Annotated in this window: 24 protein-coding genes and 1 rRNA gene; 16 read left to right on the top strand and 9 right to left on the bottom strand. The window is 59.1% G+C overall.

Going from position 1 to position 21,638, the window contains the following annotated elements; genetic code table 11:
- From BLO97_RS20335 to BLO97_RS20350, 3 genes are all read right to left on the bottom strand, one after another.
- A 16S ribosomal RNA gene (locus tag BLO97_RS20335) occupies positions 1–157 on the bottom strand; the annotation flags it as partial.
- A 629-nt stretch (positions 158–786) separates the two neighbouring features.
- On the bottom strand, positions 787–2,007 hold the full coding sequence (locus BLO97_RS20345) for a CaiB/BaiF CoA transferase family protein (RefSeq protein WP_092150697.1): 1,221 nt from the start codon (positions 2,005–2,007) through the stop codon (positions 787–789).
- 13 nt (positions 2,008–2,020) lie between these two features.
- Positions 2,021–3,202, bottom strand: coding sequence for an acyl-CoA dehydrogenase (locus BLO97_RS20350; protein WP_014335919.1), 1,182 nt, complete (start codon positions 3,200–3,202; stop codon positions 2,021–2,023).
- 156 nt (positions 3,203–3,358) lie between these two features.
- Here BLO97_RS20350 and BLO97_RS20355 point away from each other — a divergent pair, with 156 nt between their 5' ends.
- The 10 genes from BLO97_RS20355 to BLO97_RS20400 all read left to right on the top strand — a co-directional run bounded on the left by BLO97_RS20355 (position 3,359) and on the right by BLO97_RS20400 (position 13,198).
- Complete coding sequence (locus BLO97_RS20355) at positions 3,359–4,258, top strand: LysR family transcriptional regulator (RefSeq protein WP_063323528.1); 900 nt, start codon at positions 3,359–3,361, stop codon at positions 4,256–4,258.
- 431 nt (positions 4,259–4,689) lie between these two features.
- Positions 4,690–5,811, top strand: coding sequence for a Re/Si-specific NAD(P)(+) transhydrogenase subunit alpha (locus BLO97_RS20360; RefSeq protein WP_047230082.1), 1,122 nt, complete (start codon positions 4,690–4,692; stop codon positions 5,809–5,811).
- A 15-nt stretch (positions 5,812–5,826) separates the two neighbouring features.
- Positions 5,827–6,150, top strand: a complete 324-nt coding sequence (locus BLO97_RS20365) for an NAD(P) transhydrogenase subunit alpha part 2 (protein WP_003187010.1) — start codon at positions 5,827–5,829, stop codon at positions 6,148–6,150.
- Complete coding sequence (locus BLO97_RS20370) at positions 6,150–7,586, top strand: NAD(P)(+) transhydrogenase (Re/Si-specific) subunit beta (protein WP_063323529.1); 1,437 nt, start codon at positions 6,150–6,152, stop codon at positions 7,584–7,586. Before BLO97_RS20365 ends, BLO97_RS20370 begins: the two co-directional genes overlap by 1 nt.
- A 199-nt stretch (positions 7,587–7,785) precedes the next feature.
- Positions 7,786–9,279 carry an acetyl-CoA hydrolase/transferase family protein gene (locus BLO97_RS20375; RefSeq protein ID WP_003196443.1) on the top strand — a complete coding sequence of 498 codons (1,494 nt, stop codon included), beginning with the start codon at positions 7,786–7,788 and terminating at the stop codon, positions 9,277–9,279.
- Between the two features lie 319 nt (positions 9,280–9,598).
- Positions 9,599–9,814, top strand: coding sequence for a DUF1127 domain-containing protein (locus BLO97_RS20380; protein WP_003187014.1), 216 nt, complete (start codon positions 9,599–9,601; stop codon positions 9,812–9,814).
- A 345-nt stretch (positions 9,815–10,159) separates the two neighbouring features.
- Complete coding sequence (locus tag BLO97_RS20385; protein ID WP_003196441.1) at positions 10,160–10,477, top strand: DUF2388 domain-containing protein; 318 nt, start codon at positions 10,160–10,162, stop codon at positions 10,475–10,477.
- 106 nt (positions 10,478–10,583) lie between these two features.
- Positions 10,584–10,892: a DUF2388 domain-containing protein gene (locus BLO97_RS20390; protein WP_063323531.1), complete on the top strand. Its 309-nt coding sequence runs from the start codon at positions 10,584–10,586 to the stop codon at positions 10,890–10,892.
- A gap of 27 nt (positions 10,893–10,919) precedes the next feature.
- The gene (locus BLO97_RS20395; protein ID WP_003187020.1) at positions 10,920–11,240 is read left to right on the top strand and encodes a DUF2388 domain-containing protein; all 321 of its coding nucleotides are present in this window, start codon (positions 10,920–10,922) and stop codon (positions 11,238–11,240) included.
- Positions 11,237–13,198 carry a DUF7844 domain-containing protein gene (locus BLO97_RS20400; RefSeq protein ID WP_092347692.1) on the top strand — a complete coding sequence of 654 codons (1,962 nt, stop codon included), beginning with the start codon at positions 11,237–11,239 and terminating at the stop codon, positions 13,196–13,198. Before BLO97_RS20395 ends, BLO97_RS20400 begins: the two co-directional genes overlap by 4 nt.
- An 84-nt stretch (positions 13,199–13,282) precedes the next feature.
- Here BLO97_RS20400 and trpA read toward each other — a convergent pair whose 3' ends face one another.
- Positions 13,283–14,095, bottom strand: a complete 813-nt coding sequence (trpA, locus tag BLO97_RS20405) for a tryptophan synthase subunit alpha (protein ID WP_092347695.1) — start codon at positions 14,093–14,095, stop codon at positions 13,283–13,285.
- Positions 14,095–15,327, bottom strand: coding sequence for a tryptophan synthase subunit beta (gene trpB / locus BLO97_RS20410; protein WP_092225704.1), 1,233 nt, complete (start codon positions 15,325–15,327; stop codon positions 14,095–14,097). Before trpB ends, trpA begins: the two co-directional genes overlap by 1 nt.
- Before the next feature lie 112 nt (positions 15,328–15,439).
- Here trpB and BLO97_RS20415 point away from each other — a divergent pair, with 112 nt between their 5' ends.
- Complete coding sequence (locus BLO97_RS20415) at positions 15,440–16,357, top strand: LysR family transcriptional regulator (RefSeq protein ID WP_063323535.1); 918 nt, start codon at positions 15,440–15,442, stop codon at positions 16,355–16,357.
- Here BLO97_RS20415 and BLO97_RS20420 read toward each other — a convergent pair.
- Positions 16,330–16,656, bottom strand: coding sequence for an ElaB/YgaM/YqjD family protein (locus BLO97_RS20420; RefSeq protein WP_003196426.1), 327 nt, complete (start codon positions 16,654–16,656; stop codon positions 16,330–16,332). The genes BLO97_RS20415 and BLO97_RS20420 overlap by 28 nt on opposite strands.
- A 155-nt stretch (positions 16,657–16,811) precedes the next feature.
- Here BLO97_RS20420 and BLO97_RS20425 point away from each other — a divergent pair, with 155 nt between their 5' ends.
- Both BLO97_RS20425 and BLO97_RS20430 read left to right on the top strand, forming a co-directional pair.
- Complete coding sequence (locus BLO97_RS20425; protein ID WP_003196424.1) at positions 16,812–17,027, top strand: dodecin; 216 nt, start codon at positions 16,812–16,814, stop codon at positions 17,025–17,027.
- Positions 17,028–17,143: 116 nt separating this feature from the next.
- On the top strand, positions 17,144–17,365 hold the full coding sequence (locus BLO97_RS20430) for a DUF1161 domain-containing protein (protein ID WP_092150688.1): 222 nt from the start codon (positions 17,144–17,146) through the stop codon (positions 17,363–17,365).
- Positions 17,366–17,418: 53 nt separating this feature from the next.
- On the opposite strand, the gene BLO97_RS20435 is transcribed toward BLO97_RS20430, so the two are convergent.
- Positions 17,419–18,420, bottom strand: a complete 1,002-nt coding sequence (locus tag BLO97_RS20435; RefSeq protein WP_063323537.1) for an LLM class flavin-dependent oxidoreductase — start codon at positions 18,418–18,420, stop codon at positions 17,419–17,421.
- A gap of 239 nt (positions 18,421–18,659) precedes the next feature.
- Here BLO97_RS20435 and BLO97_RS20440 point away from each other — a divergent pair, with 239 nt between their 5' ends.
- Complete coding sequence (locus tag BLO97_RS20440; RefSeq protein WP_092150685.1) at positions 18,660–19,091, top strand: OsmC family protein; 432 nt, start codon at positions 18,660–18,662, stop codon at positions 19,089–19,091.
- Positions 19,092–19,240: 149 nt separating this feature from the next.
- A complete protein-coding gene (locus BLO97_RS20445; RefSeq protein ID WP_092150682.1) occupies positions 19,241–19,474 on the top strand; it encodes a DUF1161 domain-containing protein in 234 nt (77 codons plus the stop codon).
- Between the two features lie 6 nt (positions 19,475–19,480).
- Here BLO97_RS20445 and BLO97_RS20450 read toward each other — a convergent pair whose 3' ends face one another.
- Positions 19,481–19,906 (bottom strand): PA0061/PA0062 family lipoprotein, encoded by a 426-nt coding sequence (locus BLO97_RS20450; RefSeq protein WP_063323539.1) that lies wholly within the window; start codon positions 19,904–19,906, stop codon positions 19,481–19,483.
- A 39-nt stretch (positions 19,907–19,945) separates the two neighbouring features.
- Positions 19,946–20,359, bottom strand: a complete 414-nt coding sequence (locus tag BLO97_RS20455; protein WP_092150679.1) for a PA0061/PA0062 family lipoprotein — start codon at positions 20,357–20,359, stop codon at positions 19,946–19,948.
- A 58-nt stretch (positions 20,360–20,417) separates the two neighbouring features.
- Here BLO97_RS20455 and BLO97_RS20460 point away from each other — a divergent pair, with 58 nt between their 5' ends.
- Entirely contained in the window at positions 20,418–21,509 is a 1,092-nt protein-coding gene (locus BLO97_RS20460) for an aminopeptidase (RefSeq protein WP_092347698.1), read from the top strand.
- The last annotated feature ends 129 nt before the right edge of the window (positions 21,510–21,638 follow it).

A 21,638-nucleotide genomic window follows, 5' to 3' on the forward strand; every position in this document is an offset into this window, starting at 1 on the left:
GTTTCCGAGCGTTATCCCCCACTACCAGGCAGATTCCTAGGCATTACTCACCCGTCCGCCGCTCTCAAGAGAAGCAAGCTTCTCTCTACCGCTCGACTTGCATGTGTTAGGCCTGCCGCCAGCGTTCAATCTGAGCCATGATCAAACTCTTCAGTTCAAACATCTTTGGGTTTTGAGAAAACCCTAAACTTGGCTCAGCAATCGTTGGTTACATCTTTGATTTCTCGCGGAGTAACTTGTGATGCTGATAATCTGTTGACTAGCAGTCTGACTCCACAAGCACCCACACGAATTGCTTGATTCAGTTGTTAAAGAGCGGCTGGCTGAGTCTTTCGTCTCAACCGAGGCGCGCATTCTACAGCGTCCCGTGTATCTGTCAAGCGGTTATTTTAAGAAGTTTTCAAAGTTTCCTTTGCAACTTCAACCACTTGCGCTTCCGATCTCTCGTTAGCGGGAGGCGAATTCTACAGCGTTACTCGCTGCTGTCAACACCTCTTTTTCTCCGCTTTCGACCGAGACGATCGAACCGCTGACAAGGCCAAACAACACCGCCTTATCAACTCCTTCCTGGCTTCGATGAACTGAAGCCCGACACCTTCAAAACAATGGTAACTCATTGAATCTCAAGGAGTTTTCCGTTTCTACTGCGCCGGAAGTGGGGCGAATTATAGACTTCCAGAATCTGCCGTCAACCCTTAATTTCGCTTTTCTATCAATAAGTTGCGCAACACTGGCAAACCCACTGCTTTCGCCCTTATGAATCGTCCTCTATATAGAAGAGAAGACTCATAGAACCCCCGCCTCTCTGAACGCCGTCACCGCGACTTCGTCCAACCCCAACACTCGCTGCAAGACCTCCAGCGTATGCTCCCCTAATAAAGGGGGCGCATTGCGATATTCCACCGGCGTCTCGGAGAGTCGAATCGGACTGGCCACCTGCGGCACGCTCCCAGCCAATACGTGAGGCAATTCCATCGCCAATCCACGCGCCTGCACCTGAGGATCGGCAAACACCTGGGCCAGATCGTTGATTGGCCCACACGGCACACCCGCCTGCTCCAACTGAGCCACCCACTCGGCGGTAGTCTTGAACACCGTCGCCTGGCGAATCAACGGAATCAACACCGCCCGATTCGCCACCCGCAGCTTGTTTGTGGCAAAACGCGGATCGTCGGCCCACTGCGGCTGACCTGCAACCTCAGCGAATTTTCGGAACTGGCCGTCGTTACCCACCGTAAGGATGAAATCGCCATCGGCCGTAGGAAAATCCTGATAAGGCACGATGTTCGGATGAGCATTGCCCAACCGCTTCGGCGCATGACCTGTGGTCAGGTAATTCATCGCCTGATTGGCCAGGCAAGCCACTTGGACATCCAGCAAGGCCATATCGATGTGCTGGCCGCCGCCGGCATGATCCCGATGAGCCAGCGCCGCCAAAATAGCAGCAGTCGAATACAGCCCCGTGAGGATATCCGTCAGCGCGACTCCCACCTTCACCGGCCCCGCCCCCTCATCGCCCTCTGGGCGGCCGGTCAGGCTCATCAAGCCCCCCAACCCCTGAATCATGAAGTCATACCCGGCACGCTTGGCATAAGGGCCCGTCTGGCCAAACCCAGTGATCGAGCAATAGATCAATTGCGGATTGATCGCCTTTAGCGACTCGTAGTCCAGACCATAAGCCGCCAGCCCGCCAACTTTGAAGTTTTCGATCAGGATATCGGACTTAGCCGCCAGCTCTCGCACCAGCCGCTGCCCTTCTGGACGCGTGAAATCGATGGTCACCGACTGTTTGTTGCGATTGGCCGACAGATAATAAGCAGCCTCGGTCGTGTTCTCGCCTCGGGCATCCTTAAGGAAGGGCGGCCCCCAGGCGCGCGTATCGTCACCATTGCCGGGACGCTCGACCTTGATGACATCAGCCCCCAGGTCCGCCAGGATCTGTCCGGCCCACGGCCCGGCCAGGACTCTCGATAAATCCAATACCCGCAGATGTGAAAGCGCGCCCATGACCGTTCTCCTATTAATAGAACGCCTGGATACCGGTTTGCGCACGCCCCAGGATCAGCGCATGAACGTCGTGGGTACCTTCATAGGTGTTTACGACTTCCAGGTTCACGAGATGACGAGCAATGCCGAACTCATCGGAAATACCGTTGCCACCCAGCATGTCCCTCGCCATGCGAGCGATATCCAGGGACTTGCCGCAGGAGTTGCGCTTCATGATCGAGGTGATCTCGACCGCCGCCGTGCCTTCATCTTTCATACGCCCCAGGCGCAAGCATCCCTGCAAGGCCAGGGTGATTTCGGTCTGCATGTCGGCCAGTTTCTTCTGGATCAACTGATTGGCAGCCAGAGGACGCCCAAACTGCTGTCGGTCCAGCGTGTACTGGCGAGCGGTATGCCAGCAGAACTCAGCTGCCCCCAAAGCCCCCCAGGAGATGCCATAACGCGCCGAGTTCAGGCAGGTAAACGGGCCCTTCAGGCCGCGGACATCGGGAAAAATGTTCTCTTCCGGAACGAATACGTTGTCCATGACGATTTCGCCAGTGATGGAGGCGCGCAGGCCGACCTTGCCATGAATAGCCGGTGCACTTAGACCCTTCCAGCCCTTTTCGAGAACGAAGCCGCGGATATCGCCAGCGTCATCCTTACCCCAGACGACAAACACATCGGCGATCGGACTGTTGGTGATCCACATTTTGCTACCCGTCAGGCTGTAGCCGCCTTCCACTTTGCGCGCACGAGTAATCATCGCACCCGGGTCGGAACCATGGTTCGGCTCGGTCAGACCAAAGCAACCGATCCATTCACCAGACGCCAGCTTTGGCAGATACTTCTGTTTTTGCGCTTCGGTACCGAATTCATTGATCGGCACCATGACCAGCGAAGACTGCACGCTCATCATTGAGCGATAACCGGAATCGACGCGCTCGACTTCGCGAGCGATCAGGCCATAGCTGACGTAGTTCAGCCCACTGCCGCCGTACTGTTCAGGAATGGTTGCCCCCAGCAGGCCCACTTCACCCATCTCGCGGAAGATCGCCGGGTCGGTCTTCTCATGGCGGAACGCTTCCAGCACCCGCGGCGCGAGCTTTTGCTGGGCGAACTGCTCGGCAGTGTCGCGGATCATGCGTTCTTCTTCGGTGAGCTGCTGATCCAGCAACAATGGATCGATCCAGTTGAAGCTCGCTTTACCGGCCATGAAAGAGTCCTCGCCAATTAGATGAAAATCGTGGATTGATCCTAGGCGCGCTTTCCTACAAGGGCAAACGAGGATTGCGCACTATCTTGTGCTAATTTCTCACTCCGTAAACGCCATAAACCCCGTTTATGTCGATATTGAGTGAGGCTTGTGTACATGCGCCGTAAAATCCCCAGCACCACCGCCCTGATCAGTTTCGAGGCTGCCGCACGTCATGAGAGCTTCACCAAGGCGGCGCACGAGCTTTCTCTTACCCAAGGCGCTATCTGCCGACAAATCGCCAGCCTGGAAGACTTCCTCAGCGTGGAGCTTTTCCGACGCTCACGTCGAGGCGTCAAACTGACCGAAGCCGGCCTTTCCTACAGCCGTCGAGTTGCCACCCAACTGGATGCCGTCGAGCGCGACGCTCTTTCGGTGATGGGGCATACCGGTGCGAACGTGATCGAACTGGCCGTGGTGCCAACTTTCGGCACTCAATGGCTGCTACCACGCCTCAAGGATTTCCAGCAGCAGCATCCGGAAGTCACCGTCAACCTGACCAACCGCACACGGCCCTTTCTCTTTGCGGACACAGAGTTTGACGCCGCTATCTATTTTGGTGATGCGGACTGGTCCGGCACCGAATCCCACAAGCTGATGGGCGAAAATCCGATGCCGGTATGCAGCCCTACCTTACTGGGAGGCCGGACGAGCCTGACACCAGAGGCCATCGCCGAATTGCCCTTGCTCCAGCAGACGACTCGCCCGTATGCGTGGCGCCAGTGGTTCAACGCCCAGAACCTGAATATTGCGCGAGACCTGACAGGGCCGCGTTATGAACTATTCTCCATGCTCGCCCAAGCGGCTATGCACGACATGGGTATCGCGCTGATTCCGCCCTTTTTGATTCAACGCGAACTGGCAGAGAAACGACTGGTCGTGGCCAACCGTAACGCGCTGTCGAGCATCAAGGCCTATTACCTGATGATTCCGGAGCGAAAGGTTGAATCCGCCTCCCTTCGGGCTTTTCGTGACTGGCTCGTGAAACAAGCCAACGGCTATCTTATTGATTATTAATAAAAAAACGAAAACAGACTTAGGTAGTAAACTAACAGAGGTCGCTACAGATATAAGTTTATGTCGCATTCAGTCAATCTGTTACCGAACCCGTGCAGTAGTCTCCAAAGCGTCTAAATACATGGCCTGGAGCCATATCGCGCAATGCATCAGCGCTTATTCATCTGGCCGATGGGAAAAATTGTCAATTTGGACCTGAATCCTTGGAAAGCACGGCCCACAAGGGCTGCCGTTCGATAATTGCGACATTCGGTCACAGGGTGACTTGTAGTTAATTTTCCGTCACCCGTCATAATCCCTTGAAGGGCTGAATTTTCGCCTGCAAAATGCCGCGCCCCGCCTGGTTTGGCGGGATCGTGCTGATCGGCCGCCCCAGCCGCACCATCCGAAGTGCCTGGGTTTACTCAATAAGATCACGCAGGAGATTTGACGTGCACATTGGTGTTCCCCTCGAAACCCAAACGGGTGAAACACGGGTTGCTGCTACCCCGGAAACCATCAAGAAGTTGATCGGCCAAGGCCATAAAGTCACTGTCCAAAGCGGCGCCGGTATCAAGGCCAGCGTAATTGACAGTGCCTATGAGGCGGCGGGCGCAACCATTGGCAGCGCCAGTGATGCATTCGGGGCCGAACTGATCCTCAAGGTGGTGGCCCCCAGCGACAGCGAACTGACGCTGATCAAGAGCGGCACCGTTCTGGTGGGCATGCTCAATCCGTTCAACAACGAAACCATCGCCAAGCTGGCCGAACGCGGCATTACCGCTTTCGCCCTTGAGGCTGCGCCACGTACCTCCCGTGCCCAAAGCCTGGATGTGCTGTCGTCTCAAGCGAACATTGCCGGCTACAAGGCCGTGCTGCTCGCCGCTCATCACTATCCGCGCTTCATGCCGATGCTGATGACGGCAGCGGGCACCGTGAAAGCGGCGCGCGTGCTGATTCTCGGCGCGGGCGTGGCGGGGTTGCAGGCGATTGCCACCGCCAAGCGCCTGGGCGCAGTGATCGAGGCTTCGGATGTGCGTCCGGCGGTCAAGGAACAAATCGAATCCCTCGGCGCCAAATTCGTCGATGTGCCTTACGAAACCGACGAAGAGCGTGAATGCGCCGTCGGCGTCGGTGGTTACGCCCGGCCCATGCCGGCCAGCTGGATGCAGCGCCAGGCCCAAGCGGTGCACGAGCGCGCCAAGCAGGCGGATATCGTCATCACCACCGCACTGATTCCGGGCCGCAAGGCACCGACGCTGCTGAGTGCCGAAACCGTCGCGCAGATGAAACCTGGCTCGGTGGTCATCGACCTCGCGGCAGCCCAGGGCGGTAACTGCCCGCTGACCGTGGCCGACCAGGTCGTGATCGAGAATGGCGTGACCATTTGCGGCCCGACCAACCTGGCCGGTGAAGTCGCGGCCGACGCTTCGGCGCTGTACGCCCGTAACCTGCTGGACTTCCTGAAGCTGGTCTTCACCAAGGAAGGTCAGTTCGACGTGAACCTGGAAGACGACATTGTTGCCGCGTGCCTGATGTGCCGCGACGGCCAAGTCATCCGTAAAAACGCCTAAGCAGGGATTCAGACAATGGAAGAGCTTATCTCCCCCGGTATCTACAACCTGATCATCTTTGTGCTGGCGATTTATGTCGGTTACCACGTGGTCTGGAACGTGACACCTGCACTGCACACGCCGTTGATGGCGGTGACCAACGCCATTTCGGCGATCGTGATCGTCGGCGCCATGCTCGCTGCCGCACTGACCGTAACGCCTCTGGGCAAGACCATGGGCACCCTCGCCGTGGCCCTGGCCGCGGTGAACGTCTTCGGTGGCTTCCTCGTGACGCGCCGCATGCTCGAGATGTTCAAGAAAAAAGCCCCGAAAGCCGTAAAAGAAGAGGCGCCCAAGTAATGAGCATGAACCTGGTAACGACGCTCTACCTGATCGCGTCAATCTGCTTCATCCAGGCCCTCAAAGGCCTGTCCCACCCCACCACCTCTCGCCGTGGCAACCTGTTCGGCATGCTCGGCATGGCGCTGGCGGTGCTCACCACTGTGGGCCTTATCTATAAGCTCGGTGCTGAGCTGGCGACTGCCGGCATCGGCTACGTCATCGTCGGCCTGCTGATCGGCGGCACCGCGGGCTCGATCATGGCCAAGCGCGTCGAGATGACCAAGATGCCGGAGCTGGTGGCGTTCATGCACAGCATGATCGGCCTGGCGGCGGTGTTCATTGCCATCGCCGCCGTCGTCGAGCCGCAGTCCCTGGGTATCGTCAAGCAGCTGGGTGATTCGATCCCCGCCGGTAACCGTCTGGAGCTGTTCCTCGGCGCAGCCATTGGTGCAATCACCTTCTCCGGTTCGGTGATCGCGTTCGGCAAGCTCTCGGGCAAGTACAAGTTCCGCCTGTTCCAGGGCGCACCGGTACAGTTTGGTGGCCAGCACAAGCTCAACCTGATCCTGGGCCTGGCGACGCTGGGCCTGGGCCTGATGTTCATGTTCACCGGCAACCTCGGCGCGTTCGCCTTGATGCTGGCCCTGGCGTTTGTTCTGGGCGTGCTGATCATCATCCCGATCGGCGGTGCGGACATGCCGGTGGTGGTCTCGATGCTCAACAGTTATTCCGGTTGGGCCGCAGCGGGCATTGGCTTCTCACTGAACAACTCGATGCTGATCATCGCCGGTTCGCTGGTGGGTTCGAGCGGTGCGATCCTGTCGTACATCATGTGCAAGGCGATGAACCGTTCGTTCTTCAACGTGTTGCTCGGCGGTTTCGGCAACACCGCAGATGCTGCCGGCCCGGCAGGCTCCAAAGAAGCCCGTCCGGTGAAATCCGGCTCGGCTGACGACGCAACCTTCCTACTGACCAACGCCGACACGGTGATCATCGTCCCGGGCTACGGCCTGGCAGTGGCCCGGGCGCAGCACGCGTTGAAAGAACTGACCGAGAAGCTGACCCACCACGGCGTAACCGTCAAATACGCGATCCACCCGGTGGCTGGTCGCATGCCCGGGCACATGAACGTCCTGCTAGCCGAGGCCGAAGTGCCTTACGACCAGGTGTTCGAGATGGAAGACATCAACTCCGAGTTCGGCCAGGCCGACGTGGTGCTGGTGCTTGGCGCCAACGATGTGGTCAACCCGGCGGCGAAGAACGATCCGAAGTCGCCGATTGCCGGCATGCCGATCCTCGAAGCCTTCAAGGCCAAGACCATCATCGTCAACAAGCGCTCGATGGCCAGCGGCTATGCGGGCCTGGACAACGAGCTGTTCTATCTCGACAAGACCATGATGGTGTTCGGTGACGCCAAGAAGGTCATCGAAGACATGGTCAAAGCAGTGGAATAACGCTCACGGCTTCGCCATCAACGCCCCGACTCGTCGGGGCGTTTTGATTTGTATCAAGGCCGAACGTTACCGATCCGGTAATAATGTTTTGCCTGAAACGCCCGTAATAGAGGCCTTAAATGCGACCTTTGTAGCGGGTCGGGCACCGCGCGAATTCACTAGACTGCGCATCTTGCTTTCCAGCCCGAGATAACAACCTATGTACCGTGATCGCATCCGCTTGCCTTCGTTATTGAATAAAGTGATGAGTGCTGCCGAAGCAGCCTTGTTGATTCAGGACGGCATGACCGTCGGCATGAGCGGCTTTACCCGCGCCGGAGAAGCGAAAGCAGTGCCCCACGCCCTGGCTGAGCGCGCCAAGGTCACTCCGCTGAAAATCAGCCTGATGACGGGCGCGAGCCTGGGTAACGACCTCGACAAGGAACTCACCGAGGCCGGCGTGCTGGCGCGGCGCATGCCATTCCAGGTCGACAGCACGTTGCGCAAAGCGATCAACGCAGGCGAGGTGATGTTCATCGACCAGCATCTCTCGGAAACCGTTGAACAACTGCGCAACGGCCAGCTCAAGCTGCCCGACATTGCCGTGATCGAAGCGGTGGCCATCACCGAGCAAGGGCATATCGTACCGACCACATCGGTAGGTAATTCGGCCAGTTTCGCCATCTTCGCCCGGCAAGTGATCATCGAGATCAACATGGCCCACAACCCGAACCTGGAAGGGCTGCACGACATCTATATCCCGACTTATCGCCCGACCCGCACCCCCATCCCCCTGGTGAAGGTCGACGATCGCATTGGAAGCCCTGCCATCCCGATCCCGCCGGAAAAAATTGCCGCCATTGTCATCACCAACCAAGGGGACTCGCCTTCCACCGTCGCGTCACCGGACAGCGACACCCAGGCAATCGCCGATCATCTGATCGACTTCTTCAAGCAGGAAGTTGCGGCCGGGCGCATGACCAACAAGCTCGGGCCGTTGCAGGCCGGGATTGGCAACATCGCCAACGCCGTGATGTGCGGGCTGATCGATTCCCCGTTCGAAGACTTGACCATGTATTCCGAGGTCCTGCAGGACTCGACATTTGACTTGATCGACGCTGGCAAGCTGAGCTTCGCCTCCGGCAGCTCTATCACGCTGTCGAGTCGACGCAACGCCGATGTATTCGGAAATCTGGAAAGGTACAAGGACAAACTGGTCCTGCGCCCACAGGAGATCTCCAACCATCCCGAGGTCGTACGCCGCCTGGGCATCATCGGTATCAACACCGCGCTGGAGTTCGACCTGTACGGCAACGTCAACTCCACCCACATCTGCGGCACTCGGATGATGAACGGCATTGGCGGTTCGGGGGATTTCGCCCGCAACGCCCACTTAGCGATTTTCGTGACCAAGTCGATTGCCAAGGGCGGCGCCATTTCCAGTGTCGTGCCGATGGTCAGCCATGTGGACCATACCGAGCACGATGTCGACATCCTGGTGACCGAGATCGGCCTGGCCGACCTGCGTGGCCTGGCGCCAAGGGAGCGGGCACGAGTGGTCATCGACAATTGTGTGCACCCGTCCTACCGCCAAGCGTTGAATGATTATTTCGAAGCAGCGTGCGCCCTGGGTGGGCACACCCCGCATATCCTGCGCGATGCACTGAGTTGGCACGTCAACCTAGAAGAAACCGGGCGCATGTTGGCCGTCTGATACAGCTGGATCACCGCTATCGCAAATACAGTTTTGCTTGAAGGCCCTCACTCGAGCCTGATGCAACAAAAACTGTACTGCTGTACCGGTGTTTTCTTACAGTCTTTTCCCACAAAACATCAAACAATCACCTAAAACGCACCAATAACGTGCAGACAGGTACAGTTGCCTCAATATTGACCAGTACACCGCTCTTTAACAGTTAACTGGTCTCTCACAATACAGGTGAACTGTATCTAGAGAGACTGGCCAAACGAGAGGATCATGGGCACCAGTTAAACCACTACCTAATCCCGCCACAAGCGGAAGGATGTCAACCATGGAACGTACACTCAGTTCCGAGCTGTTTTTCGAAGACAAAGCTGAAAAAAACCAGGCTTCCCTGCCTCTTCGCGTTATCGCTAACCTGATGTTGTGGCAGCGCCGCATCGCCAGCCGCCATCAACTGGCTCGTCTGGATTCGCGCCTGCTGGCTGACGCCGGTATCAGCGAAGCACAACGTTACGAAGAGCTGAGCAAGCCGTTCTGGCGCTAACTCAGCGTCGCTGGCCCTGACCCACCGGGTCCACCGCCAGCACCGAATTGAACAAACAAGACCCGTCGCGGGAAACCGCGACGGGTCTTGTCGTTTCCGGGCCCGTTTTTTTTGGAAGACCTGAGAGACACAACAGTTTTGCACAATCAAAAAACATACCAGTACAGTTAAGCTTGAACCGTAGCGCCCAATGCGGGCATCATCCTGCCGGTGACCGTCGCAAAGGGCTGTCAGCCAACGCTTTCTGTCCTAATATCGATGCGAACGTGGCGAAGCGAGTCGAGCATGCGTCTCCTCTTCCAGCTACACGCACCGGTATCACCTCATCCTTCAAGGAGTTTCCTCATGATCCGTCTCCGCCTGCTCAGCGCAGTTGCCCTGCTGGCCGTAGCCGCCCACTCCAACGCCAGCAGCTTCATCGTCACCACCGACTCCATCGTCGGAGCACTCAAGGCCACCTCCGACGTGACCTCCGATGCAACCTCATCCCTGCGTGACAACAAGATCGTTCAAGCCGCCCGTGACGACGCTGCCAGCTTCGTGGCCAGCGAAGGCGCCATCCGTGGTGTGAAACTGGAAAGTGCCCTGGACTACATCCGCCAGCAGGCACCACAGCTCAACGCCACCGATGCACAGCTGGCCCAGGCGATCCTGGTGATCTGATGCAACATGAAACATCGGGCGCCAAATGGTGTTCCGATGTTTCAACGCTGGCTCTGGCCCGCAGGTTTGCGCTAGCCTTCAGGCTCGCCATCAACCGTCGAGCCCCATGCGTTTTTACTCAGATCTGTTCATCGCGTCTTTCTTCGTAGTTTTTTGCTGGTCTGTTCCGGCCCATGCTTTCGATGTGTCCACCCAGCAAGTGGTGGTCAGCGGCTATGCCACGAGCATGGTGACCTCTGCGCCCTTCGACCATAAACTGATCGTCGCCGCTCACGATGACGCCGCGGCATTCGTCGCCAGCGACGGGCAACTGCGAGGTGCACAACTGGAATCGGCCTTGGATTACCTGCGCCGGACCCAGCCAAAACTTCACGTCAGCGACCTTGAACTGGCACAGGCAATTCTCGTCCAATAGTTATCCTTATTTCTCCGGAGTCGTTCCATGCGTAGCCCGCTGATTGCTGCCGCCCTAGGCCTGCTGGTGTTGGCCGATGTGGCCCAGGCACATACCCTGGTAGCCACCAGTAACATCATCGTTCGCGCTTCCCAGCGCACGATCGATTTCACTTCCGACACCACCACCTCCATCCGTGATTCGAAAATCGTCCGCGAAGCCCACGACGATGCGGCCAGTTTTGTCGCCAGCAATGGTGAAATTCGTGGCGCTCATCTCGAGGCCGCCTTCGACACCTTGCGCACCCGCGTGCCGGAAGCCCGCGACGCCAGTGACCAGGTTCTCGCCGAAGCCATCCTCGCATTGTGAGGCGGTTCGCCGCCTGGCTGGCGGCCGGGGTCTTGCTGCTCACGAGCAGCCTGGCCCAGGCCGGCCTGCAACTGCACCTCAACGTCGAAGGCCTGAGCCCGGCGCAACAGCAGGCCAGCCAGGCGCTGCTCGATGAAGCCATGCAGGCGCTGCCGCCGCGCTTCATCGCGCGACTGGACCGACGCATCGATGTCGGCTGGACCGACCAGATGCCCGCCAACGCCTACGGCCAGGCATCGCTGGTGTCGCAACTGGACCTCAACAGCAACCTGCTCGACAGCCTTGTCGACGGCAGCGCCGCGAGGCAAAAGACCCATCGCCCCCACGGCACCGTGCGCCGGGAAATGCTCGCCACCGTCCTGCACGAACTGACCCACATTTATGACCGCTCGCGTCTATGGCCAGATGCCGAGCGTACGCTGATCCAGCGTTGCACTCGACGCAACAGCAGCGCCGGCTTGATCGGCCTTCCCGATGAATGCCGGGGCCAGAACGACCGCCGCTTCACCCTCAGCGATGATCCTCGCTTGCTGGACCTCGCCGGCTGGCCACAATACGTTGGCCGGCGCGGTGAGCGGGAACAGCACAACCGCCAGGTCGCCCGCAGCCCGGACCTCTATGAAACGAGCAGCCCCAAGGAGTTCGTCGCGGTCAACATGGAGTACTTCCTCCTCGACCCAAGCTACGCCTGCCGACGCCCCGCCCTGTATCGCTATTACCAGGCACACTTCGGCTGGGCACCTGCCGCCAAGGACACCTGCGCCCAATCGTTCGCGTTCCTCAACGCCGGCAATGACTTCGCCAAGACCCCACTGGGCAAAGTTGATCCAGAGCGGGTCTATGCCATCGATTACCTGCTGGCCGAAGCCAACCAGAACTGGGTGAGCCGCTGGGGCCACAGCATGCTCCGGCTGGTGATCTGTGCACCGGGTCGCCCACGTGGCCCGGACTGCCGACTGGATCTGGACCAACACCTGGTGCTGTCGTACCGCGCCTTCGTCGGCGATGTGCAGCTATCGAGTTGGGACGGGCTGGTTGGCAAATACCCGTCGCGCCTGTTCGTATTGCCGTTGGCACAGGTGATCGATGAATACACCAAGACCGAGCTGCGCAGCCTGGCGTCGGTGCCGCTGAACCTGTCGCGCACCGAGATCGAGGAGACGGTCGAGCACGCCGCCGAAATGCATTGGAGCTACGACGGCAACTATTACTTCCTGTCCAATAACTGCGCAGTGGAAAGCTTGAAGCTGCTGCGCAGCGGCAGCAACAACGCGCAGCTCAACGGCCTGGACAGCATCATGCCCAACGGCTTGTTGGAAGTCCTCAAGGGCCGGGGCCTGGCGGATACCAGTGTGCTGGATGATCCCAAGGAAGCCTTGCGCCTGGGCTACCGCTTCGACTCGTTCCGCGAGCGCTACCAGGCGATGTTCGATGTGCTGAAGAGGTATCTGCCGATCAAGCAGCAAACAGTGGAAGACTGGCTGGCCCTGGATGCCGCCGAACGCCGCGTCTGGTTCGAACAGGCCGACCTGCGCACCAGCGCGGCATTGTTACTGCTGGAACAAGCCAGTTATCGCCGGCAATTGTTGTTGGCGCAGGATGAAGTCAAACAGCGCTACCTCGGCGCCCGTGAATTGCAAAACGGCGGCATGGAAAGGGCTAACGCGACGCTGCAGCAGATCCTCGCCAACAGCGGCTTCCTGAGCCGTCCGGCCGAACTGCTGGGCAGCAGCGGCTACGGCTTGCCACAACCCAGCGAGTGGCAACGCCTGGAATCGGAAAGCAGCTTGCGTCAGAAACAGCTTCAAACGCTGACAGGCGACCTGGACAAGGAAGTCCGGGCATTGCTTGAGCCGAGTCGCGCCGCTGAAATTGCTGCCAGCGAGGCCAATGTGAAAGCGATCGGCGAGCATTTGCGCAAACTGCACAAGGCCGGGGGCGGGTTGGAATTGCCCTGACGAGCACTGCTTGAAGCGATAACAAAAAGGGGTTCAGAACCAAGCTCTGAACCCCTTTTTTCGTGCTGCGGGTCGAATCGACAATCAGCTGACACGTGCCTTGCGCACACCATCAGCCAGGGCGGCACACAAACTCAACACGCCATCAATCGCCTGTTCCGCCGTATCGGCATTGGCGATATGGTCGATCAGCGCCGAGCCAACCACCACCCCATCAGCCAATCGTGCGATAGCCGCAGCCTGCTCCGGCGTACGAATACCGAAACCAATGCTGATCGGCAAATCGGTGTGGCGACGCAAGCGCGCCACGGCTTTTTCCACGTGCTCCAACGTCGCGGCACCGGCACCAGTCACACCCGCCACCGACACGTAATATACAAAGCCGGAACTGCCGTTGAGCACCGTCGGCAAACGCACGTCGTCGGTGGTTGGCGTGGTCAGACGGATGAAATCCAAGCCAGCTGCCTGGGCCGGTTCGCACAGTTCGCTGTTGTGCTCGGGCGGCATGTCCACAACGATCAGGCCATCCACGCCGGATTCCAGCGCCTCGCCAATGAAACGCTGCACGCCATAACGGTGGATCGGGTTGAAGTACCCCATCAGCACCAGTGGTGTCTCGCTGTTGTCTTTGCGGAACTCACGAACCATCTGCAGGGTTTTCGCCAGGTTCTGCTGGGCGCCCAAGGCACGAATATTCGCCAACTGGATCGCCGGGCCGTCGGCCATCGGGTCGGTGAACGGCATGCCCAGCTCGATGACATCGGCACCGGCTGCTGGCAGGCCCTTGAGGATTGCCAGCGACGTGTCGTAGTCCGGGTCGCCAGCCGTGACGAACGTCACCAGGGCAGCACGGTTTTGTTCCTTGAGTTCGACAAAACGGGTTTGCAGGCGGCTCATCAGTGTTTCTCCTGCTGGGACTGTTCCATGTGATGCATCACGGTTTGCATGTCTTTGTCGCCACGGCCGGACAGGTTGACCACCATCAGGTGATCCTTCGGCAGGTTGGGTGCGCGCTTGAACACTTCTGCCAGGGCATGGGCGCTTTCCAATGCAGGAATGATCCCTTCCAGTCGGCAGCATTTGTGAAAGGCTTCCAGGGCTTCGGCATCGGTCACCGAGGTGTACTGGACGCGGCCAATGTCGTGCAACCAGGCGTGTTCCGGACCGATACCGGGGTAGTCGAGACCTGCGGAAATCGAATGGGCGTCGATGATCTGACCGTCGTCGTCCTGCAACAGGAAGGTGCGGTTGCCGTGCAGTACACCGGGGACGCCGCCGTTCAGGCTCGCCGCGTGCTTACCGGTCTCGATGCCATAACCGGCGGCTTCAACGCCGATGATCTCGACACTCTTGTCGTCCAGGAACGGGTGGAACAGGCCCATGGCGTTGGAGCCGCCGCCGATGCACGCCACCAGGCTGTCCGGCAGGCGACCTTCCTGGGCTTGCAGTTGATCGCGGGTTTCCTTGCCGATCACGGCCTGGAAGTCACGCACCATCGCCGGATACGGATGCGGGCCTGCCACGGTGCCGATCAGGTAGAACGTGCTGTCAACGTTGGTGACCCAGTCGCGCAGGGCCTCGTTCATGGCGTCTTTGAGGGTACCGGTACCCGCGACCACCGGGATCACTTCGGCGCCCAGCAGCTTCATGCGGAACACGTTGGCCTGCTGGCGCTCGATGTCGGTGGTGCCCATGTAGATCACGCAATCGAGGCCAAAACGCGCGGCCACGGTGGCGGTCGCCACGCCGTGCATGCCGGCGCCGGTCTCGGCGATGATGCGTTTCTTGCCCATGCGCCGCGCCAGCAGGATCTGGCCGATGCAGTTGTTGATCTTGTGCGCGCCGGTGTGGTTCAGCTCTTCACGCTTGAGATAGATCTTGGCGCCGCCGCAGTATTCGGTCAGGCGCTCGGCGAAGTAGAGCGGACTTGGACGACCGACGTAATCGCGCTGGAAGTAGGCCAATTCCTCAATGAAGGCAGGATCTTCCTTCGCCACTTCATATTCGCGGGCCAGATCAAGGATCAGCGGCATCAGGGTTTCGGCCACATAGCGGCCACCGAACGCACCGAACAGGCCGTTGGCATCGGGACCGCTGCGCAGGTTGAAAGAGGTCGTGGACTGGGTCATCGGGCGCTCCAAGCAAATGCGTTGAAAGACAATGAGGTTCACTCTACCCCTGACATCCGCCACTGAAAACCGATAAGATCGCCACAACCTGTCAGAAAAACTCACAGATCACATGAGCCACGACCTTCCCCCGCTCAATGCCTTGCGCGCCTTCGAGGCCACCGCCCGCCTGAACAGCGTAAGCCAGGCGGCCGAACAGCTGCACGTCACCCATGGCGCTGTAAGTCGACAGCTGAAGGTGTTGGAAGAACATTTGGGTGTCAGCCTGTTCATCAAGGATGGACGCGGCTTGAAACTCACAGATGCCGGCATGCGCCTGCGTGATGCCAGCACTGACGCGTTCGAGCGGTTACGCAGCGTGTGCGCGGAACTGACGCAAAGCACCGCCGATGCCCCGTTCGTCCTGGGCTGCTCGGGAAGCTTGCTGGCGCGCTGGTTTATTCCCCGCCTGGGCAGGCTCAATGCCGACCTGCCGGATTTGCGCCTGCACCTGTCCGCCGGCGAGGGCGACCTGGACCCCAGGCGACCGGGACTGGACGCCTTGCTGGTATTCGCCGAACCACCCTGGCCGGCCGACATGCAGGTGTATGAACTGGTGAGCGAGCGGATCGGCCCCGTGATGAGCCCGCACTACGCCGGATTTGCCCGCCTGCAGACCGCACCGGCCAGCGCGCTGCTGGACGAATCGTTGCTGCACACCACCTCCCGCCCACAGGCCTGGCCGACCTGGGCACAGCAAAACCACCTTGATCCCCGGGTATTGAAGTTCGGGCAAGGATTCGAGCATCTGTATTATTTGCTGGAGGCCGCCGTAGCGGGGCTCGGCGTGGCGATCGCGCCCGAGCCGCTGGTGGCTGAGGACGTGCGCGCCGGTCGCCTGGTCGCGCCGTGGGGTTTCGATGAAACGGCGGCGCGACTGGCGTTGTGGCTACCCAAGCGCGCCGCAGATGGACGCGCTCGGCAATTGGCCCAGTGGCTCAGGCATGAGCTGAGCCAACCGACTCAGTCTCCGCGTTTGCACAGCAAGTAAGCAGCCAGCAAACCAAGCGCACCGACCGCGACACCCGCTGTGGTCCATGGGTGTTCCTGCGCGTAGTCGCGTGTGGCGATCCCGGTTTCACGGGTTTTCACCTTGACCTCTTCATATGCGTCGCTGAGCAGATGGCGAGAATGTTTCAGGGCGTTCTCGGCATTGGCCTTGAGCGACTTGAGGGTCTTACGCGACTCGTCCGAAGCATCGTCCTTCAGGCTTTCCAACGACTTGAGCAGACTCTCGATCTCCGCTTCCATGCTTTGCAACGAGGCTTTGCGTAACGAATTGCTGGCCATGGTGGCTCTCTCCTGCAGTGGTTGAGTGGCGTGTGTGAATTGGGACTGCGGTCGTTTCTGAAAGTGCAGTAAATCTGAACTTCAGCGCGCAAACGGCGACACACGTATGACGAAAAATCGCTGCTAGGCTGTTAAAAACAACCAAGGAGAACCTCATGAGTGATCATCACACTTACAAAAAAGTCGAGCTGGTCGGCTCGTCTCCCACCAGCATTGAAGACGCCATCAATAACGCCCTGGCCGAGGCCAGCAAAAGCCTCAAGCACTTGGAGTGGTTCGAAGTCACGGAAACCCGCGGACACATCGAAAACGGCCGGGCCGCGCACTTTCAGGTCACCCTCAAAGTCGGGTTCCGGATTGTGAATAGCTGAGGAACGATGAACTTGCACGCTGGCGGAGTGCCATAGGGAATGGCGATGCGCTATGGTACGCGCATTCTGTTTTTCCCATTACCTGCCCTATTTGATCCGACCAAGGAGTGCGAGCGATGAAAAAATTGATGGTAGCCCTGGGTTTGCTGAGCCTTGCCGGTGGTGCGTTTGCGGCCGGCAAGCCCTGCGAAGCGCTGAAAAGCGAAATCGCGGCGAAGCTGGATGCCAGGGGCGTGTCAGGTTATTCGCTGGAAATCGTCGATAAAGGCGCAACGACCGACGGAAAAGTCGTAGGCACCTGTGAGGGCGGTACGAAAGAAATCGTCTATAAAAAGTGATTCTTTTCGAACGTCAAAGCCGACGCAGTGCGTCGGCTTTTTTATGCGCGTCATTAGCCTTTCATAACCTGCGCCAGCAACTCGTATGAGTGCAAACGATCGGCATGCTCGTACAGGTCGCTGGTGAAAATCAGCTCATCGGCCTGGGTTTGCTCGATCAGCACGTCGAGCTTGGCGCGAATCTTCTGCGGACCGCCGACCATGGCCAGTCCCAAGAAATCGCCAACCGCTTCTTTCTCATGGGGCAACCAGAGGCCGTTCATGGTTTCGACCGGCGGACGCTGCACCAGGCTCTGGCCGCGCATCAGCGCCAGGATCCGCTGATACACCGACGTCGCCAGGTAATCGGCCTGTTCATCCGTATCCGCCGCCACCAGCGGCACGCCGAGCATTACATAAGGCTTGTCGAGCACTGCCGACGGCTTGAAATGGTTGCGGTAGATGCGAATTGCCTCGTGCATGTAGCGCGGTGCGAAATGGGAGGCGAACGCGTAGGGCAAACCGCGTTCACCGGCCAGTTGCGCACTGAACAGGCTCGACCCCAGCAACCATACCGGCACGTTGGTGCCGGTGCCGGGCATGGCGATGATGCGTTGGTCCGGGGTGCGCGGGCCGAGGTAGCGCATCAGTTCGGCCACGTCTTCGGGGAAATCGTCCGCGCTGCCGGAGCGCTCGCGACGCAGCGCCCGAGCAGTCATCTGGTCGGAACCGGGCGCACGCCCCAACCCCAGGTCGATTCGACCCGGGTAGAGGCTTTCCAGCGTGCCAAACTGTTCGGCGATGATCAACGGCGCGTGATTGGGCAACATGACGCCGCCGGAGCCGACACGAATGGTCGAAGTCCCCCCCGCCAGATAACCCAGCAGCACCGCCGTCGCGGAGCTGGCGATACCGTCCATGTTGTGGTGTTCGGCCACCCAGAAGCGGGTATAACCGTATTTTTCCACGTGCTGCGCCAGGTCCAGCGAATTGCGCAAGGACTGGGCAGCATTGCCATCGGCGCGGACAGGCACCAGGTCGAGGGTTGAGAATTTCACGTCGGACAGCTGTTTCATGGGCCGGGATCTCCAACGGCGTTCCGGGCTTTTCCCGAGGGCAAAAGCCTGCCGTTTCTAAAGGTGTGTTCCATGCAATGTGGGCATATACCCGAGTTTCAATAGCTGCGAAGAATTTTCCTACTAAATTCGTCGGCTAATCGACAAGGTGAACTTTTCCGGGCGGTCTATCCTCACAACCCAGACAGCTAAAAAAATACCCAGGCGCGTCTCGCGCGCCGGATCTTCAGGAGGCAGACATGGCTATCATCAAGAAAGCATCGGCTCATTGGGAAGGTGACCTGAAAACCGGTATCGGCTCCATCTCCACGGAAACCGGTGTGCTGCGCGAAGCGCCCTACGGCTTCAAGGCGCGCTTCGAAGGCGGCAAGGGCACCAACCCAGAAGAATTGATCGGCGCGGCCCATGCCGGCTGCTTTTCCATGGCCTTTTCGATGATCCTCGGCGATGCCGGGCTCAAGGCCGACAGCATCGACACCAACGCAGAAGTGACCCTGGACCAGGTCGATGGCGGTTTCGCGATCACTGCAGTCAAGTTGGTGCTCAAGGCGAAAATCCCCGGCGCCAGCCAGGCGCAATTCGACGAACTGAGCAAGAAGGCCAAGGAAGGATGCCCGGTTTCCAAGGTGCTGAACGCCCAGATCACCCTGGATGCGACGCTGGTGAGCTGACGCATGAAAGGATCGCAGCCTTCGCAGGCGCTGCCGAGGGCTGCGATTTCTTGAATACGGTCGAGCTGTTTACCCTGGCGCAATTATGGTCGAATGAAACCTGCAGTTTCAGCGCACAGGCGGTGCGCGCTGCCATGAGGAATTCGAACATGAAACGATCAGCCCTGGTGGTCATCGGTTGCGCATTCGCTGCATCTGCGCTTGCCGAACCGAAATCCTGTGAAGAGCTGAAAGCGGAAATCGAAGCGAAGATCCAAGCCAATAACGTATCGTCCTACACGTTGGAAATCGTCACCAACGACGAAGTCCACGATCAGAACATGGTGGTGGGCACTTGCGAAAACGGCACGAAGAAAATCATCTACCAGAAGAACGACCGCTAGAACACGCTACGGAACGCAATTGATTTGTCGCTCTTCGGCCACGATTTGACGCTTGGCGTCATAGAGCCGGGCGCTGGGCGTGAACGCCAGGTTGCGAGCCTCCAGCCGATAGCGCTGGCCGGCCTCGAAATGGTCATAACGCACGAGCATGTAGCACAGCCGCTCTTGCGGTTCGGCTTGCATGCCCAGCCCACCACCGCTAAACACTTCGAAGTCGAAGCGCACTTTCAGTTCGTGGCTGCCCGGCGAAACCTGAAAGAACCGGCCGTCTCGCAATCGCTGGCCATCCAGGCTTTCAGCCATCAGCATTTTGCCGCCCGGCATGGGGGTAGCGAAATCGATCCACGCCATGTTCGGATCGACCGGGGGCAGTGGGCTCGTTGCACAACCGCTCATGGAGACCAGGACCAGTAACAGCAGAGGTAAGCGCATGGTGAATTTCCTGAAATCAGACCCTGAGCATAGCGCCAATCACGTTTGTTGGCAGCCCGCCGGCGTACCTTGCCCCACCACCTTGCGTTGCTGATCGTAAAGCTTGGCCCATGGCCGGAAACCAATGCTGCCGGCCTGCAGCTGGTAACGTTGGCCGGCGTTGAAGTCCTTGAATTTCACGTTCAACCGGCAATCGCGCCACAGCGGCTCGGCATCCGGGCCGATGTTGCCGGGCTCGACGGCAAATTGATAACGCACCGTCAGTTCATGGCTGCCGGGTTGCACTTCGAAATAGCGCCGGTCGATGGACGTCTTGTCATCGACTTTTAGCGCTTGCAGCGCGGTGTCCTGCTGGCTTCCCAGGTCGATCCACGCTTGGGATGGATCAGGATCAGGCAAACCGGCGCAACCGGTCAGCAGCAACAGGCCGCTCGTCAGCATCAACACGCGCATAGCGAAGCTCCAGGCAAGCGAGATAGTCTTGTGGGCAGACTTCCCAGGGTGATTCCAATTGATCAGGCCGCATTCAAGCCATCGGTTACTCGACCGTGCTTTCCGGATTTTGTTTCCAGGCCTCCTGCTTTTGTTACTGAACGGTTGCTCAAGCGTCGGTTATTACAGCCAGCTCGTCGGTGGGCAATTGCGGTTGTTGCAAGCCCGGGAGCCTATCGACCAGGTCATTGCCGACCCTGCTCGCGATGCTCAACTGAAGGCGCACCTGACCCAGGCGCGTGAGGCACGGACGTTCGCCAGTGATCACCTGCATTTGCCGGACAATAAAAGTTATCGCCTGTATGCAGACATTGGCCGGCCGTTCGTAGTCTGGAATGTCTTCACCACGCCAGAGTTTTCCCTGGCGCCGCAAAATCATTGCTTCCCCATTGCCGGTTGCGTGGCTTATCGCGGTTATTACAGCCAGGGAGCCGCCCGTGGCGAGGCCGCATTGCAGCGTTTGCAGGGCATGGACGTGTCGATCGGTGGTGTGGAGGCCTACTCGACATTGGGTTGGTTCAACGATCCGATCCTGAGTTCGATGATGCATTGGGGCGACGAACGCCTGGCGACGCTGATCTTTCATGAACTGGCGCACCAGCGGTTTTATGTCAAGGACGACACCGAATTCAATGAGTCCTTCGCCACCTTCGTCGAGCAGGAAGGCAGCCGGCAATGGCGCGCCAGTCGTGGGCTGGCGCCGGATAACGGCAAGCACGCGCGCCAGCGCGACCAATTCATCCAATTGATTCTCGACACCCGCCAGCGCCTGGAAGCGCTCTACACCCACCCCCTGCCGACCGAACAGATGCGACAACGCAAGGCACAGGCATTCGAACGCCTGCGCACCGACTATGAGCAGTTGCGGGACACTCAATGGGCCGGTGACAAACGCTACGATGCCTGGGTCTATGCCCCACTGAACAATGCACGGCTGCTGCCGTTCGGGCTGTATGACCAGTGGGTGCCGGCGTTTGCGGCGCTGTTCAGGCGGGAGGGCGGGGACTGGATCAGGTTTTACGCAGCGGTGGCAAAGCTCGGCAAATTGCCGATAGAGGAACGCAAGGCGGCCTTGAAGGCGTTGGCAGCGCCGAAGACTTCTGCAGATTAGGCAGACGTCATCGCGAGCAAGCTCGCACAGGGGCATCCCCAAATCCCGTGGCGAGGGAGCTTGCTCCCGCTCGGCTGCGCAGCAGTCGTCGCTTTATAGGGCCGCTTCGCGACCCAGCGGGAGCAAGCT

Origin of the sequence: Pseudomonas sp. NFACC05-1 (genome assembly GCF_900100135.1) — a bacterium.
GTDB lineage: Bacteria > Pseudomonadota > Gammaproteobacteria > Pseudomonadales > Pseudomonadaceae > Aquipseudomonas > Aquipseudomonas fluorescens_Q.

Coding starts and splice junctions, on each gene's coding strand:
- BLO97_RS20345 (WP_092150697.1), bottom strand. CDS start 2,007: ATGGGCGCGCTTTCACATCTGCGGGTATTGGATTTATCGAGAGTCCTG.
- BLO97_RS20350 (WP_014335919.1), bottom strand. CDS start 3,202: ATGGCCGGTAAAGCGAGCTTCAACTGGATCGATCCATTGTTGCTGGAT.
- BLO97_RS20355 (WP_063323528.1), top strand. CDS start 3,359: ATGCGCCGTAAAATCCCCAGCACCACCGCCCTGATCAGTTTCGAGGCT.
- BLO97_RS20365 (WP_003187010.1), top strand. CDS start 5,827: ATGGAAGAGCTTATCTCCCCCGGTATCTACAACCTGATCATCTTTGTG.
- BLO97_RS20370 (WP_063323529.1), top strand. CDS start 6,150: ATGAGCATGAACCTGGTAACGACGCTCTACCTGATCGCGTCAATCTGC.
- BLO97_RS20375 (WP_003196443.1), top strand. CDS start 7,786: ATGTACCGTGATCGCATCCGCTTGCCTTCGTTATTGAATAAAGTGATG.
- BLO97_RS20380 (WP_003187014.1), top strand. CDS start 9,599: ATGGAACGTACACTCAGTTCCGAGCTGTTTTTCGAAGACAAAGCTGAA.
- BLO97_RS20385 (WP_003196441.1), top strand. CDS start 10,160: ATGATCCGTCTCCGCCTGCTCAGCGCAGTTGCCCTGCTGGCCGTAGCC.
- BLO97_RS20390 (WP_063323531.1), top strand. CDS start 10,584: ATGCGTTTTTACTCAGATCTGTTCATCGCGTCTTTCTTCGTAGTTTTT.
- BLO97_RS20395 (WP_003187020.1), top strand. CDS start 10,920: ATGCGTAGCCCGCTGATTGCTGCCGCCCTAGGCCTGCTGGTGTTGGCC.
- trpA (WP_092347695.1), bottom strand. CDS start 14,095: ATGAGCCGCCTGCAAACCCGTTTTGTCGAACTCAAGGAACAAAACCGT.
- trpB (WP_092225704.1), bottom strand. CDS start 15,327: ATGACCCAGTCCACGACCTCTTTCAACCTGCGCAGCGGTCCCGATGCC.
- BLO97_RS20415 (WP_063323535.1), top strand. CDS start 15,440: ATGAGCCACGACCTTCCCCCGCTCAATGCCTTGCGCGCCTTCGAGGCC.
- BLO97_RS20420 (WP_003196426.1), bottom strand. CDS start 16,656: ATGGCCAGCAATTCGTTACGCAAAGCCTCGTTGCAAAGCATGGAAGCG.
- BLO97_RS20425 (WP_003196424.1), top strand. CDS start 16,812: ATGAGTGATCATCACACTTACAAAAAAGTCGAGCTGGTCGGCTCGTCT.
- BLO97_RS20430 (WP_092150688.1), top strand. CDS start 17,144: ATGAAAAAATTGATGGTAGCCCTGGGTTTGCTGAGCCTTGCCGGTGGT.
- BLO97_RS20435 (WP_063323537.1), bottom strand. CDS start 18,420: ATGAAACAGCTGTCCGACGTGAAATTCTCAACCCTCGACCTGGTGCCT.
- BLO97_RS20440 (WP_092150685.1), top strand. CDS start 18,660: ATGGCTATCATCAAGAAAGCATCGGCTCATTGGGAAGGTGACCTGAAA.
- BLO97_RS20445 (WP_092150682.1), top strand. CDS start 19,241: ATGAAACGATCAGCCCTGGTGGTCATCGGTTGCGCATTCGCTGCATCT.
- BLO97_RS20450 (WP_063323539.1), bottom strand. CDS start 19,906: ATGCGCTTACCTCTGCTGTTACTGGTCCTGGTCTCCATGAGCGGTTGT.
- BLO97_RS20455 (WP_092150679.1), bottom strand. CDS start 20,359: ATGCGCGTGTTGATGCTGACGAGCGGCCTGTTGCTGCTGACCGGTTGC.